The 15,811-nt window shown below is 50.0% G+C and carries 11 protein-coding genes; all 11 read left to right on the top strand.

Going from position 1 to position 15,811, the window contains the following annotated elements:
• The first annotated feature begins 59 nt into the window (after positions 1 to 59).
• Positions 60 to 914: a DUF2760 domain-containing protein gene (locus BM091_RS05725; RefSeq protein ID WP_093394146.1), complete on the top strand. Its 855-nt coding sequence runs from the start codon at positions 60 to 62 to the stop codon at positions 912 to 914.
• The gene (locus BM091_RS05720) at positions 901 to 2,736 is read left to right on the top strand and encodes an Hsp70 family protein (protein WP_093394145.1); all 1,836 of its coding nucleotides are present in this window, start codon (positions 901 to 903) and stop codon (positions 2,734 to 2,736) included. Before BM091_RS05725 ends, BM091_RS05720 begins: the two co-directional genes overlap by 14 nt.
• Complete coding sequence (locus BM091_RS05715; RefSeq protein WP_143083102.1) at positions 2,684 to 5,569, top strand: Hsp70 family protein; 2,886 nt, start codon at positions 2,684 to 2,686, stop codon at positions 5,567 to 5,569. Before BM091_RS05720 ends, BM091_RS05715 begins: the two co-directional genes overlap by 53 nt.
• Before the next feature lie 15 nt (positions 5,570 to 5,584).
• On the top strand, positions 5,585 to 5,776 hold the full coding sequence (locus tag BM091_RS05710; RefSeq protein WP_093394142.1) for a CooT family nickel-binding protein: 192 nt from the start codon (positions 5,585 to 5,587) through the stop codon (positions 5,774 to 5,776).
• 64 nt (positions 5,777 to 5,840) lie between these two features.
• Entirely contained in the window at positions 5,841 to 8,198 is a 2,358-nt protein-coding gene (locus BM091_RS05705; RefSeq protein ID WP_093394140.1) for a penicillin-binding protein 1A, read from the top strand.
• Positions 8,199 to 8,200: 2 nt separating this feature from the next.
• Positions 8,201 to 10,183, top strand: coding sequence for an ATP-dependent DNA helicase (locus tag BM091_RS05700; RefSeq protein ID WP_093394139.1), 1,983 nt, complete (start codon positions 8,201 to 8,203; stop codon positions 10,181 to 10,183).
• Positions 10,180 to 10,803 (top strand): hypothetical protein, encoded by a 624-nt coding sequence (locus BM091_RS05695; protein ID WP_093394138.1) that lies wholly within the window; start codon positions 10,180 to 10,182, stop codon positions 10,801 to 10,803. Before BM091_RS05700 ends, BM091_RS05695 begins: the two co-directional genes overlap by 4 nt.
• Positions 10,804 to 10,824: 21 nt before the next feature.
• The gene (locus BM091_RS05690) at positions 10,825 to 11,961 is read left to right on the top strand and encodes a glycosyltransferase (RefSeq protein ID WP_093394137.1); all 1,137 of its coding nucleotides are present in this window, start codon (positions 10,825 to 10,827) and stop codon (positions 11,959 to 11,961) included.
• A complete protein-coding gene (locus tag BM091_RS05685; protein ID WP_093394136.1) occupies positions 11,945 to 12,634 on the top strand; it encodes a glycosyltransferase family 2 protein in 690 nt (229 codons plus the stop codon). The genes BM091_RS05690 and BM091_RS05685 overlap by 17 nt, the downstream gene beginning before the upstream one ends.
• 3 nt (positions 12,635 to 12,637) lie before the next feature.
• Positions 12,638 to 13,006, top strand: a complete 369-nt coding sequence (locus BM091_RS05680) for a DUF2304 domain-containing protein (RefSeq protein WP_093394135.1) — start codon at positions 12,638 to 12,640, stop codon at positions 13,004 to 13,006.
• Positions 12,967 to 15,012 (top strand): STT3 domain-containing protein, encoded by a 2,046-nt coding sequence (locus BM091_RS05675; RefSeq protein ID WP_093394134.1) that lies wholly within the window; start codon positions 12,967 to 12,969, stop codon positions 15,010 to 15,012. Before BM091_RS05680 ends, BM091_RS05675 begins: the two co-directional genes overlap by 40 nt.
• Positions 15,013 to 15,811 lie beyond the last annotated feature (799 nt).

Here is a 15,811-nt window from a genome sequence, read left to right as displayed (position 1 = left end):
AGTCGCTTAAATGACAAAACCGTTAAGAAACAAGACGAAAAAGACACAGGAGGCAATTTATGAAACACAGAAAAATCTGGATTTTTCAGGCTCTGATCATAAGTCTTCTTTTTAACGGGATGGCAACCGCTGCCCTTTTCTGGCCCTTGAGGGAGGCTCTGGGCATTATGAAAGCCTACGTTAAGCCTTTGCTGGAAAACCAGGAACTTAAAAGTCAGCTTCCTGAATCGCTCCTCCAGTTTGTCAACAACATGCGGGATTTCACCGACATGATAACCCAATATTCACCTGTGTTCCTTTTCGGAGTAATGGGCACAACTACCCTGCTCCTGTGGATTGCTCTTTCCGTTGCGGGTGCAAGGCGTATCGGGAAAGCTGTTGAAGAAGCCACAAGGGGCCGGCCTGAGGCAAGACCGGTTTCCGAAGGGGCCGAAGAAAGAAAGCCTCCGGCGGTTCCCGGCGAATATGACGAAAGAAAGCGCCTTATGCCCGCCGTCCAGTTACTTGCCCTGCTCCAGAGGGAAGGTCGTTTCGTCGATTTCATCCAGGAAGATCTTACTCCTTATGACGATGCCCAGATAGGTGCTGCGGTAAGGGCACTCCACGAGGACTGGAGAAGGCTCTTTAGAGAGCATGTTCATCTTGAAACAATTTACAGAGAAGCTGAGGGATCTGAGGTTACCGTTGCCGAGGGGTTTGATTCTGCCGCAGTTCGCTTAACCGGGAGGGTTATCGGATCGCCACCCTTCCACGGCATCTTACGCCATCGGGGCTGGCGTCTCATTAAGCTCGACCTCCCTCAGGTCTCAGATCCCGAACGGACGGAGTGGATTATCGCTCCGGCCGAAGTGGAGGTAGAAGACCGAACCGTGGAAAGACCACAATCAGGGGAGGTTAACGTTGAAAAATCCTAAATACGTTATCGGGATCGACCTTGGAACGACCAACTGTGTCGTGGCCTATGCACCGCTAGAGGATAAGAAACCGGAAATAAAGATCTTCAACGTACTGCAAATTACCGCACCAAACGAGATGCGTGCATTGCCCCAGCTACCGTCCTTTGTTTATCTGCTGGGCGGTCACGACATAAACCCATCAAGTGTTCGTCTTCCCTGGCAGGAATCACCACGCAATGTAGTCGGGCATTTTGCCCGAAAAAGGGGCTCCGAGGTACCTCATCGGCTGGTTTCATCGGCAAAGTCATGGCTTTGCCACAGCGGAGTGGATCGAACGAAGCCGATACTTCCCTGGGGAAGTCCCGAAGAAGTCGAAAAAATTTCCCCTGTCGTTGCTTCCTCACTACTTCTGGCCCACCTGCGGGATGCCTGGAACCATTCCATGGCCTCTGAAGATCCATCGTCCCGATTCGAATACCAGGACATCTACATCACCGTGCCCGCTTCTTTCGACGCCGTGGCAAGAGAACTTACCGTTAAGGCTGCAAAGATGGCAGGTCTGGAAGAGTTTACACTTCTGGAAGAACCGCAGGCAGCGTTTTACGCCTGGATTGACGCCCATGGAGAAAACTGGAGAAACAAGGTTAAGGTGGGGGACTGCATTCTGGTTTGCGATATAGGAGGCGGAACAACCGATTTCAGCCTGATAGAGGTTGCAGAAGAAGATGGTACCCTCACGCTTAAGAGGGTTGCCGTTGGTGAGCACATACTTCTGGGCGGGGACAACATGGATCTGGCTCTTGCCTACGCCCTGCGACAGAAAATCGCTTCCCGTCTGGATGACTGGCAATTCCGTGCATTGTGGTATCAGGCAAGGGCTGCAAAGGAAAGGTTACTTTCCAGACCCGAGGCCAGATCAGAACCCGTGGTTATTTTCGGCAGGGGAACGGGCATTGTAGGGGGAACGATAAAAACGGAGCTTCACAAAGAGGAAGTGGAAAAAATTCTGGTAGACGGATTCTTCCCCAAATGCTCATTTGAAGAAGCCCCCGTCAGAACTGCCCGAATAGGCGTTCGTGAAATGGGGCTTCCTTACGAAGAAGACCCCGGAGTAACCAGGCATCTGGCATCCTTCCTCAGGCGTCACATAGATCGAGTTGCCGGGTTCCCGACGGCCGTTTTGTTCAACGGCGGCGTGATGAAGGCAGAGGTTCTAAGGTCACGTGTGGTTGATACGATGCGAGAATGGAGCGGAGGAGAAATCCGGGAGCTCGCCTACAGTGATCTGGATCTAGCAGTGGCAAGAGGAGCCGCTTATTACGGGTTGGTAAGGCGGGGTGCAGGCATTCGCATAAGAGCCGGTGCATCCAGATCTTACTACATAGCTATTGAACGGGCTATGCCTGCAGTTCCGGGAGTACCGACACCTACGAAGGCTCTTTGTGTTGTACCTTTCGGCATGGAGGAAGGAACCTCTGCGGAAATCCGCGAAAAAGAATTCGGCCTCGTGGTGGGGCAACCTGCCGTATTTCGGCTTTTTTCTTCGACATCCCGTCAGGTAGACAGGATCGGTGAAATGATAGAGGACTGGGAAGGAGCCATGGAGCCCACGGCCATAATGGAAACGATCCTGCCTGCCTCTGAGGAAGAGGAAGGCGGAACCGTCGTACCGGTATGGCTCGAAAGTGCCATGACGGAGATTGGCACCCTGGAACTCAGGTGTGTGGACGTACTTCGTCCGGAACGCAAGTGGAAGCTTGAATTTAACCTTAAGGAAAGAGCATCCGGTGAAGCCAGTGAAACATCTTCCGTGGGACACAACGAGTATGAACGGGTCTGAAAGGGAATTCAGACACAAGTACATACTGGGAATTGATCTGGGAACCACCAATTCGGCAGTAAGTTTTGCAGACCTCACCGCTGAAAGGCCTGAGCCGTCTCTCTTCCCGGTTCTTCAGATCGTTGCACCGGGAGAGGTTGCAGAAAGGTCTTTGTTACCTTCCTTTCTGTACCTTCCGGGACCATACGAACTCCAGCCGGACGACCTCAGGTTGCCCTGGAATGAAAGTCCCGAGTATGTAGTGGGAGAATTCGCAAGGGAGCAGGGAGCCCTCGTTCCAGACCGCATGGTTTCTTCCGCCAAATCCTGGCTTTGTCATAGCCGTGTTAACAGAAAAGACCCAATTCTTCCCTGGGGCGTAACGGCTCCGGACATCTGCAAGGTTTCCCCGGTGGAAGCCAGTGCACGATACCTTGAACACATAAGGAACGCATGGAATTACGGGAAGGGGCGTCTGGACCCGGAAGCGCTCTTCGAAGAACAGTTCATCATTCTTACGGTACCGGCATCTTTTGATGAAGTGGCCCGCGAGCTTACCGTAGAAGCGGCCAGAATGGCCGGAATGCGCCAGTTTACGCTTTTAGAAGAGCCGCTCGCAGCCTTTTACTCATGGATCCACCGCCACAAGGACGAATGGCAATCTCTCATGAAGCCCGGCGACGTGATCCTTGTGTGCGACGTAGGAGGCGGCACCACGGATTTTACGATCATAACGGTCAAAACAGGAGAGAAAGGCCTCCGGTTTGAAAGGCTTGCCGTGGGCGAGCACTTGCTTCTCGGCGGAGATAACATGGATCTTACCCTGGGGAGATACGTAGAAGCAGAGATTTTCAAAAAAACCGGAAGCCTGGATGCCAAGCAGTGGAATCAGCTGTGTCACAGGTGCCGCAGCGCCAAGGAAGTACTTCTGGGCAGTGGAGACGTAAGAGAGATCAGGGTCACCGTGGTTGGAAGGGGTACCAGATTGATCGGAGGTTCTTTCAGCGCCACCCTTACAAAAGAAGTGGTGGAAAAACTCATTGTGGAAGGTTTTTTCCCGGTAGTATCTCTTGACGATCGCCCCGGCTCCGAAGGGCGAACCGGCCTCACGGAATGGGGTCTGCCCTATGTTCAGGATCCGGCGATAACCAGACATCTGGCTTCATTCTGGTGCAGATTTGAAAACCTGGTCAAAGAGGAAACCGGGCGTGACCGACCCTACCCCGATTTTATCCTCTTTAACGGCGGAGCCGTTACATCGCCAATTCTCCGAAATCGCATAAAAGAGATTGTCGGTAAATGGTTCGAAGATCGAGCGGGTAAAAAAGGCTGGAAACCGCAAGAACTGGACAATCCCAGACCAGATCTGGCGGTGGCTTTCGGAGCGGCCTATTACGGGCTCGTTCGTTACGGAATAGGAGTAAAGGTCGGGGCAGGAAGCCCGAGATCCTACTACATCGAGATCGATCGCACACCGGAGCTCGAGGAGACTCAACGAAGAGTCCTCTGTGTTATTCCCAGAGGTACCGAAGAAGGTTTTGAAGTGGAACTGAAAGAGCCCGGGTTCGAGGTCGTCACTAACAGGCCGGTGGCCTTTCGGCTTCTCAGTTCGGCAACCCGCATCGGGGATCAACTCGGGGACGTTGTGGTGCTGGACGAAGAAGAATCGACCTTACTGCCACCTATCCGTACGGTTCTTCGTTTTGGTAAAAAAGGAGTCACAAAAAACATCCCGGTAGGGCTCACCCTTCGTTTTACCGAGGTTGGGACTCTGGAGCTCTGGTGCAAATCTATGGTAACCCCTCATGTCTGGCAACTTCAATTTGACGTACGACAGGGCAGTGATTCCCAGGTGGCTTCAAACCACCTGGAAGAGACACTCGACGAAGCCGTTATCGAAGCCGGAATTAACGCAATCAGAAACGTTTTTACTCCGGCCGAAGAAAGCAGTCCGTCTCCCGATGAACTGGTTAAGGTGCTCACGGATATTTTTGAAATCCCCCGAGAAAGGTGGTCCCTTGCCCTGATACGCAAGATATCCGACTTCATGCTGGAAATGGCCGAGGGCCGAAAACGTACCTTCCATCATGAAGCCCGATGGCTCAATCTACTGGGATTCTGTATGCGTCCGGGATACGGGCATCCTCTTGACGAATGGAGAATGAAACAGATATGGAAGATCTATCCGGCAGGCCTGACCTTTCCGAGGCAACCTCAGTGCCGCGTGGAGTGGTGGATATTCTGGCGTAGGGTCTCCGGCGGGCTGACCTCGGGACAGCAATTACACATATTTCAGAACATTCGACCCATTATTACGGGTGAAAACCGCTCAAAAGCGAAAAAACCCAGGGATGCCCGCATATTATCTCCACAGGAACTGCTCGAAATAAAAATGGCCGCCGCCAGTCTTGAACGCCTGCCCGTTGACGTAAAGATAGAACTGGGACGTAATCTTTTAAAGGGAGTTCTATCCTCACGAAAGCCAAGGCCTCAGGACCTCTGGTCTCTGGGGAAAATAGGCGCCCGGGTGCCTCTTTACGGACCCCTTGATAGAGTGGTGCCTCCGGAAGTAGTGATGGAGTGGGTTGATCAAATGATTGTCCGTTTTTCCGATGCAATTGATGATAAGCTGGCTCAATGCCTCGTTCATCTTGCCCGATACACGGGAGACAGGGGAAGAGATTTACCGGAAGAGGAACGAAAAAGGCTTTATGAATTGTTGCTTAAAAGGATCTCTCAGGATAAGCTTAAACCGCTTATCGAGCTCAGATCTGAAGGGCTTAGTGATGAAGAAAAAGAGTGGTCCTTCGGTGAGTCGCTGCCGGTCGGACTGGTCCTTGCCCAACAGAGTTAAAGGAGAGGTGCCGAAATGTGTGAAGCCAATGCCTATTTGATAAGAGGAAATAGCGAAGAGCTTTTCATGGAAGCGGTAGATATTGTGGAAAACGAAGGTGGTTTTCTCAAGATGCGGAATATCTTCGGTGAACAGAAGAGGATAAAAGGCGTCATCCGAAGGATGGCCCTTGTGGAGCATAAAATCCTTATAGAAGAAACTGAATGAACTACCGGGTCTTCGCAAGAAATCCGGTCTGAAAGGGCTCCTTAAGAGAGCCCGGCGGAAGACGATGAATCCGATATGTCCTGTAAGCGGGCGGAAGAAGCCCGAAGGATTTGTTCTACCCTTGTTACTGTGGATGCTCGTTACGGGATGTATCCTGGTATGTGCTCTGATAGCAGTTTTTTTAGCTCACATCGAAAAAAACCTGCCGTCGATAGATTCTCTTAAAAACTACCGTCCCCCCGTTGTGACCACGGTCTATGCACGAGACGGATCCGTAATCGGCGAGTTTAATCTAGAGAGAAGGTATCTGGTTCCTTTTGAGCAGGTACCGGGTCACGTCAAGCAGGCTTTTCTGGCCGCAGAGGACGCGCGTTTTTACGAACATCCCGGTGTGGATATATGGAGTGTAGTCCGTGCGGCAGTGGTAAACTTAAAGGCCGGAGCAATCGTTCAGGGAGGCAGTACGATCACCCAGCAGGTTGTTAAAGCCCTTCTGCTCAGCCCCGAAAGGACATGGGAAAGAAAAATACGAGAGGCCATTCTTGCTTACAAGATCGATAAATTTTTAACCAAAGACCAGATCTTCTACATTTATCTCAACCAGGTATATTTCGGTGCCGGAGCCTACGGAGTTGAAGCGGCGGCGAGAACCTACTTCGACAAACACGTCAGGGATCTCACGGTAGCCGAAGCTGCGCTCCTGGCGGGTCTGCCCAAAGCCCCTTCGAAATTCAATCCCTTCGAAAATATGGATGCGGCAAAACGGAGGCAGCACTATGTACTGAAAAGAATGGTAGAAGAAGGGTTTATAAGCTCCGAAGAAGCCGAAAAAGCAATCAGGGAACCTTTGAATTTGTCGAGCAAGAAACATCATTACTTACCCAATTACTTCACGGAAGAGGTTAGAAAATACCTGCTGGAAAAGTTCGGAGAGAAGATCACTTATCAGGGTGGACTCGGAATTTACACGACGATGGATCCCGTGGCCCAGAAAATAGCCGAGGCCGTGCTTGTGGAGGGTTTGAAAACCTACGACAGACGTCACGGTTTCCGGGGGCCTGTGGCAACAGGGCTGAGTGAACGAGAATATCTGGAAAACTATGCTTCGGGTACCGAGGAAGCAGGTTCTGATGCCCTTTTGTTTGCCCGCGTTCGAGGCGCCGACGCGAAGACGGAAACCTTTTTCCTGCAGGTTGGCAGGAAAACAAAAGCCTGGCTCCCGAAGCCGGGATGGAAATGGACGGGTAAGTCTTTCAGCGCCATGAAAAAAATCCTCACCGAAGGTTCCGTCGTGGAAGTGAAGCCCCTGAAGAAGCTCGCCGAAGATGAATGGATCGTTTCTCTGGAGCAGACCCCTGAAGTAGAAGGCGCGATAATATGTGCCGATCCCCGCACGGGCGAAGTACTCTGCATGGTAGGGGGTAAGGATTTCAGATCAAGCCAATTCAATCGTGTTACCCAGATGAAAAGACAACCCGGCTCGGCCTTCAAGCCCATCGTTTACGCCGCAGCCATTGATAAAGGTTTTACGGAGGCCTCGATTGTTATGGACACTCCTCTGGTAAAACCCGGTTCCGGTCCGGATGATCTATGGAAGCCGGGAAACTTCGACGGGAAATTCCTCGGTCCGATGATTCTCAGAGATGCGGTAGCCTTGTCCAGAAACGTTGTTGCGGTCAAGGTGTTGAACGCTGTGGGGGTGAAGACCGTAATAGAACTCGCAAGGAAACTGGGCATAAGCTCCGAACTGACCCCCACGCTTTCTCTGGCCCTCGGCGCATCGGGGCTATCTCCCTGGGAACTGGCTCAGGCTTATGCCGTTTTTGCCAACGGCGGAGAAAAAAGGGATTTTTACCTGATCGAGCGCATCGTGGATTCCGAAGGAAACACGCTTTTTGAACACACTCCGAGGTCTGAAAGAATACTGTCACCCGAGACGGCTTACATAGTGACGGATCTTTTACGAGCCGTAGTACAAAAAGGGACCGGGAGATATGCATCCCGTCTGGGTCGTCCTGCGGCAGGCAAGACAGGGACAACCAATGAGTTTCGTGATGCCTGGTTTGTGGGATATACACCCGATATGCTGGCGGCCGTTTGGGTTGGCTTCGACGATTTCAGGCGATCTCTGGGGAGAAACGAAACGGGCGGCAGGGTTGCCTGTCCCGTGTGGACTCATTTCATGCAAAAGTGGTACGAAGCAACGGGAAGCCCTCCCAGAGACTTTCCGATCCCTTCGGACATCGTATTCGCCAAGGTGGACCTTGAGAGGGGCACCCGGGCTACCCCCGAAAGCACCAGGATAGAATTTCTACCTTTCAAAAAAGACCACCTGCCGCCTTCTGCGGACTCGCTGTTCTTATCCTCTGAACCGGAAACTCCCGCATCTGAGCAGTCAATTTATAAAACGGGGCTCTTTTAAATATGCAAGAGGAAGCAATCAGGAATTTTTTCTCTCCCGATGGCCCTCTTTCTCAATCCCTCGACAGGTACGAGGAAAGACCCGCACAGGCTCAGATGGCCCAGGTCGTTTTCGATACCCTTAAGAAAGGAACGCTCTCAATAATTGAAGCCGGTACAGGCATCGGCAAGACCCTGGCGTACCTGGTGCCGGCGCTGATTCTCGGGAAAAAAATCGTCGTATCGACTGCAACAAAGAACCTGCAGGATCAGATCCTGGAAAAGGATCTACCTTTCCTCAAGAAAAGATTTTTTCCTCAGATAAAATATACCGTTCTCAAGGGAAGACAGAACTACCTGTGCAAACGTCAATTGCTACATCTTAACCTTCAGGGCGGCCTCAATTCCCCCGAAGACGTTTCCCTGTTAAAAAGGGTCATGTCATGGGCCAGGAAGACATCATCGGGAGATCTAACGGAAATCGGAGAGACGAATTCCCATCCACTTCTTTCATCTCTGGTAGCAATCCCGGAAAGGTGTCACGGCAGAAACTGCCAATTCTTTCATTCCTGCTACGTAATCGAAGCCCGTAATCGGGCATCCGGAGCGGATCTGATAGTGGTAAACCATCATCTGCTCTGCACAGACCTGATCTTAAAACAACAGGATCTGGGCGATATCATACCGGATGTCGATGCCGTCATCATAGACGAAGCCCATCACTTTCCCGAGGTCCTGAGACAGGTTTTCGGCTTACATTACAGCTTCTGGAACTGGAAGCGGCTTTCATCGGAGCTCAGGCTTCTGGCGGCTGAGGCCATCGACGAGGACCTTCTCGACCGTCAAGTCTCCCGGATTGACGCCCTTCACCAGAAAATTATCTCGGCCCTGTTGCAATCCGGGCCTGTTCATCCCGACGATTCTTCAAAGTCAATAAAACGCAGAAACCTGGAAGCACTTTTTTCCCGGAACGCCGAAATATCGACTTATTTTCAGGAGCTTATAGACCGGTACGAGGATTTCCAATCAATTTTTGGCGGAACAGAAGAGGAAAATTTCCTTCACCTGAAAGAAAGGATCTCCGAATACGGATCAGTAATCCGGCAAATTTGCACACTGGATCATGAGGACCATGTATACTGGGCGGAATGGGACAGAAGCTCCTTTGCCATACGCTCCATGCCGATCACTGCAGAAAGGGCTTTTCAATCGGTCTTTTGTCTCCATTACCCCTGTGTGGTTATGACATCGGCAACCCTGGCCACGGCAAAAAACGGCAACGAAAGTTTTGATTTTTTTCTTGAAAGCCTGGGTCTGCCAGCATCGACCCCCTGCTATAAATTTGCCTCCCCTTATGAGTACGACCGTCAGATGGTAATCTACGTTCCACCGTCTTCCTTTCCCTTACCGGGAGATCCGAATTTCACAGATGCCGTCGCTGACATTGCCTGCGAGGTACTTCGAATATCCTCCGGTAGAGCCCTTTTCCTTTTCACAAACTACAGAAATATGGAAGTGGTGGGGACCATTCTCAGGCAACGGCTCGACTATCCAATTCTAATACAGGGTGAAAAATCCAGAGGCGAGCTTCTGGCCGAATTCCGGGAGAACATAAGCTCTATTTTGCTTGCTACGAGGTCATTCTGGGAAGGAATCGACGTTCCCGGTGAAAGTCTAACCCTCCTTTTAATCGATAAGCTTCCTTTTGCAACCCCCGAAGATCCCGTAATCCAGGGCGAATCCTTCTATTACGGGAAAAAGGGAAAGAACTACTTCATGGATTTTCAGGTTCCCAGAACCGTGCTCGTACTGCGGCAGGGAATTGGAAGGTTGATAAGATCCAGCAGAGACACCGGAATGGTTGCCATTTTTGACGTACGGCTACGGACTTCCTCTTACGGCCGGATTTTCCTCGAAAGCCTCCCTCCTTGCCCCGTTGTGGACTCCCTGGATTCGCTGAAAAAACAGTGGGAAACTATCAAAAGAGGAGATTGGGGAAGGTCATGAAGGTCAAAATACTTAGCCTGTTAGCGTTGATAACGTTTTCCGGCAGCTTTGCCTTTGCTCTGGGCAACGCAAGCAGAATTCCCATGAGTATTGCTCACTTCAAGCTGGGAGAACCGATAGACAAGTACGCGGCGAGCATCAATGCGGGTTTTCCTTTCCACGATGCCGACTACCCTTATTTGACCCATTACGAAATTCTCCCTTTCGAAGGCTTTTCCGGTGGCTTCGTTGCAACGGGAAACTGCACGGGTTCGAGTAAGATAGTAAGAATTAAGCTGAAATACGCCGATTCCTCCGAAGAGTTTTTTCAGAGGATAAAAAAGGAACTGGAAAAGCGTTACGGAAAGCCACAGGTTTATCGTGGCGACCCTTTTCACGTATTCGTTTCCTGGAAGTGGAGGTTTGAGGACAAAAAGGGCAAGGTGGTCAGCATGATACTTGAGCATTACAGCGGAAGAGGGGAAGAATACGCTTCAGGAACTGCCATAAAGCTTAATTACATATCGGAAATACGCAGGGAGGAATCGTGCTTTAAGAAACACAGGATCGGAATCGCACCCGATGGGAGCGGTAAAAAAAGCACAAAAGCTCTGGACATCGATTATTTTCTCCCTTATTGATGGCTAAGCCGGGATAACAAATTGAAAGAACTGAAGATTTTACATATAGGCAAATATTACCCGCCCGCCGAAGGGGGCATTGAACATTTTCTTTATGACCTGGTCATGTGGCAGGTAAAGCATTTCCCCGCTCGTGTGGGCGTTCTGGTCCATGACCACAAAAAAGGAAGCAGAGACACCCTTACACGCTCCGGCAATGACCATTTCGTTTACAGGGCAGGCGTTGTAGGGTCTCTTGCATACGCGCCTGTTTCTCCTTCCTTCCCGGTAGCATTGGCACGAATTTTAAAAAGCTACAGACCGGAGGTGCTACATGTTCACATGCCCAATCTTTCCGCACTATGGGTTTTAGCACTCAGGCCACAGGTCCCCCTGGTTCTCCACTGGCACTCAGATGTGGTACCAACACCTTACGACAGGACCCTGAGAAAATTTTACACTTTTTACCGTATCTTCGAAAAACGTCTTCTAAAGAAGGCAGCCCTTATAATAGCAACATCTCCTCCTTACCTGGAAACCAGCCCAGCCCTCAGAAAGTTTCGGAACAGGTGTCGGGTAATCCCACTGGGCATCAACCCTGCTCGACTTGATGCAACACACGGCAAAACCGGCAGAGAACAGTTTTTCGTACTTTCCGTAGGAAGGTTTACATACTATAAGGGTTTTCAGTACCTTATTGAGGCAATGCAGTATGTCAATGGGGCTTTTCTCACCATAGTCGGAGATGGAGTACTTCGAAAGGAGCATAAAAAATACGTCGAAAAACTGGGATTGGTGGACAGGGTGAGTTTACCGGGAAGGATCTCAAACAGGGAACTGGCCAATATGCTTTACAGTTGTGACGTCTTCTGCCTTCCCTCTATCGAAAGAACTGAGGCTTTCGGGCTCGTTTTGCTTGAAGCCATGAGTTTTTCCAAGCCCCTCATTACGACCATCATTGAAGGATCCGGCGTAACCTGGGTAAATCAGAACAACGTAACCGGTGTTCACGTTCCTCCTCGTGATGCCATAGCCCTGGCCGGAGCCATTCAATTCTTCAGAGAAAATCCGGATCTCGCAAAGAGCTATGGAGAAAACGGTAAGAGGCGTTTTAACAGTATGTTTCATATTTCCAGAGTAGCGTGTGAAATATGGAAGCTCTATGAAGAAGTCTGCTGAGGTGCTCGTAGTTATTCCTGCGAGGAATGAAGCGCAAACTATAGGTACGGTGGTTTCGGAAATCCGTGCCCGACATGGATTTAATGTGCTGGTTGTTGACGACGGCAGCACTGATGGAACGGCCGAAGTGGCAAAGTCTGCAGGCGCAAGGGTAATATCACTGGTCTATCCTCTGGGCACATGGGGAGCAATACAAACCGGCTTCAGGTTTGCCAGATTACACGATTTTAAAGTTGTGATAACGATGGATGCAGATGGTCAGCATCTGCCCGATTACCTGGAAGCACTACTTGGCCCCATAAATCTCGGAGAAGCCGACGTATGCATAGGAACTTGCCCGGAGCGCCTTAGCCTGCTCCGCAAAATGGCTTTATCCATATTTCGTTCCCTGGCGGGCGTAACCTTTCAGGACATAACATCAGGTATGAGGGCCTACGGGAAAAAAGCCGTATCCATTCTGACCGGTGAAGAGGCAAACCTTTTTGATTACCAGGACCTCGGGGTTTTGCTCTTTTTGACTTCCAGAGGTTGCAGAATTACGGAAGTTCCCGTTTGTATGTCCCACCGGCCATCCGGAAAATCCAGAATTTTCTACTCATGGTTTGCAGTTATGCGTTATGTTACGTACTCGTTTTTGCTATCCCTGGGGAAAAGTAAGCGGTGGAGGTTCTGAGGAGTGGTTTACTACAAGATACTGACGGCCGCAATTGGGCTGTTATTTCTGGCGATTATAATTCAGATGATCCGTCGTGATTATCTTCATCCCAATTACAGTATCTGGTGGCTTTTTACAGGAATCTGCATATCCCTTCTGGGAATATTCCCCGAGTTGGCCGACTTCGTGGCACCTTTCCTGGGCATCAGATACCCCCCTATTCTGGTAATGATCATCGGCCTGGTCGTGATATTTTTTAAATCCCTTATTTCGGACATCGAGAGAACAAAAAATCGCGCAATACTGAGAAAGCTCACCCAGGAGGTATCAATACTGAAAGAGGAGCTGGCATGTTTGAAACAGCAAATGGAGGACTCAGACAGGCGGTAGTTATAACGCTGGTTGCCGTCTGCGTCTCCATAGCCCTGCGATGCGTTCACGTAAAGACCTGGAATCAGAGGGCTTCGCTTTATTATTACGACGGCAATAAACCCCTCGTAACGACCATGGACGGCTACTATTATCTCAGGCTTTCGCGAGAATATGCCAGGGGAGACTTCGGATCAAAGGATGATTTGAGCCCTATCGGTAAGAAACCACAACCCTTTTCGCTGCTTCCCCTACTGAGCGCTTCCGTTCATAAAGTTTCGAAAATCCCGATAGAAAAAATCGCCTTTTTCCTGCCCGTTATTTTGAGTAGCCTCATGGCTCTAATATACGTAGCATGGGGGATGGTTCTGGGTGGGCCATTTCTTGCTCTGGCTTCAAGCATCGTAGGTGGAAGCGTATATTACTGGTATACGAGAACGTGTCTGGGAAGATTTGACACCGACGCTCTAATCCCCGTTTTCACGTACGGCATACCCTATCTAGTTTATAAGTACACAAAGGCCGACACTTTTCGGGCAGCAGCACCGTGGGGGGCTACGGCGATTCTCTGCGGGATTGCCTTTTGTTTATGGTGGTTACCGGCATTCTACGCATCCCCTGTGCTTATTATAGGCACATACGCCATAAGTATTTTCGCCTATAATCGATCCAAAACAGAAAGAATCCTGAAATTATGTGTTCTGACGGCAGGGTGCATAACGTCCATTCTCGTAATACTTTCATACATTGGCCTATTACCCCAGTTCAAAGTTTTTCGGCCTCTCATCGGTTTGCTTTCCCTCGTAACACATTCGGCGGAACCTGCTGAACCGTCCATATCGGCATCCATAAGCGAACTGGCACCGCTCTCATTGGCTTACTTCAAGACCTACGTCGCTGGTAGTTGGGCCTTTTTTGTCTTTTCTACTTCTGGATTCCTGATGCTTCTATTATCCAGGAAAAAGGAGCTAATCTTTCTGACCATCCCACTTCTGGCGGGCTTTATGAGTTTTTTTTCCAGACGGTTTTTAATATTTTTGATTCCGCTATTTGCCTTAAGCCTGGGTTACTTCCTGCACACATCCGGAAGCTATTTGAGGCGGAGATACGGACCGGCTTCTGCAGGAGTATTTGCAATTCTCGCTATTGCCATCACGGCTTTTTCTGTCGGAAAAAGGGCTTACACAACTTTCATCCCTCCCAGATTAACGGCTCATCACGTAGCCATTGCGAAAGCCGTGAATAACGGACACCTGCCTTCAGAGCTCGTTTGGAGCTGGTGGGACTACGGTTATTTCCTGGAATATTTTACCGAAAAACGAGTTCTCATAGACGGCGGATCTCAGGGAGGAATCAGGCCCTTTGTTGCGGCTTATCCTTTCGTCCAGGAAAATCCCGCAGTCGCGGCGCGATGGATCAGATTTTTTGCTCATCACGGCCCCGCCGGGATTCATAAAATCAACAGGTACACGGGGGGCACGGAAAAGACCGTAAAGCTCCTGGAAAAGATCTTTAGCAGCCCCCAGAACCTTCCCCATTTACTGGTCATCCACAGTTTTCCCCAAAAACTGGACTGGAAGAAGTACTTCTTTCCGGAATCCGGAAAGGTCTATATTTTCCTCCCCTTTGAAATGATTCCCGCAACCTACTGGTGGTATTACTACGGAACCTGGGGTCTTAAGCTAAACGGCGGAGATCCTGCACAGGCTCTCATCCTGCCACCCGGTACCGTTATCGACGGGCACAGAGGGGTTGTCTTTGTAAACCAGAAACAACTCCCCCTTGCGAGCCTCTATATTTTCAGGGACAGGCCAGAACCCACACTGTACCTGGACAGATATTTCCGCAGTTCAGGTCTTCTCGCCATAATAGGAAAAAGAGGATCCTATATTATGACCTCTAACCTAAAGGACTCGATTTTCTTCAAACTGCTCTTCACCCCCTACTCGGTTCCCTATTTCAGGTCGATAAAGTATATTCCCGAGTACGGGGGAATCTGGGAGGTCCTCGATGGCCCGAGAGGCTAATCTGAGCCCCTTCGAAAAATGCGCACCTGGAAAATGTGCTTATTTCTTACCTGGAATTAACAGAAGAAAGGAGGTGAAGGCTTGAGGAAAAGTTATAAAAGCAGATAATGCTTTTCACCGAGTTGATAAAGCCTCTTTTTTTGGATTCTCGTGGAAAGAAAAAGAGAGGTAGGTTCAGGAAGTATTCCGAGGAGTTCATACCGGCTTTGTTTTTTATCAGCTTCAGGACTTAAGGGTCGAAGCCGCTGATCTGTTTGGTAAAGATGTCCCGGTCCTCTCCACTCTGCACTACCGCTTTATGTTTCTTACCTTTGCAAAGATACCAAACCCGTTATGCTCGCCTCAATTGTGCGTAAAATAGAACTATCGCCACCCCCCGAAATCCGTTTTTCGAAAAGGCTCCGGAAGGTATCGAAATGTCCGGGGTTGTACTGTGTTAGAACTTTCGATGGGTCCTTCCAAAACAGGGGAAGTCTGAGACCAGGTGTCAGGAACCAGGAATGCCGGAATGGGTTTTAGAAACGGAATAACGGAGAAGGTCACCTTTTGTTCGGGAATTGCCCGATTTTGCAACGGTGGAATGAGGGTTTGCGGAGGTTTACCGAATTAGGCAGACCCAGTAATTTCAGGTAGTTATCTTCTTTTCGGGGCTGTTTTAGTTAGGACTAAAATCATCGGGACGCCTTTTTTGGGGGAGGTTTACCGAAAAGCACTTGACGGCTTAATGATTTCGTGTATTTATAAGGACGCAGTCGGAAAGCTTGACCCGATTCGAGGGGATTGCGACATACCAATTGTT

It is taken from the genome of Thermodesulforhabdus norvegica (genome assembly GCF_900114975.1).
Taxonomy (GTDB): Bacteria; Desulfobacterota; Syntrophobacteria; order Syntrophobacterales; family Thermodesulforhabdaceae; genus Thermodesulforhabdus; species Thermodesulforhabdus norvegica.
Note: the sequence above shows the minus strand (reverse complement) of the source record. Positions and strands in the feature narration are given on the sequence as shown.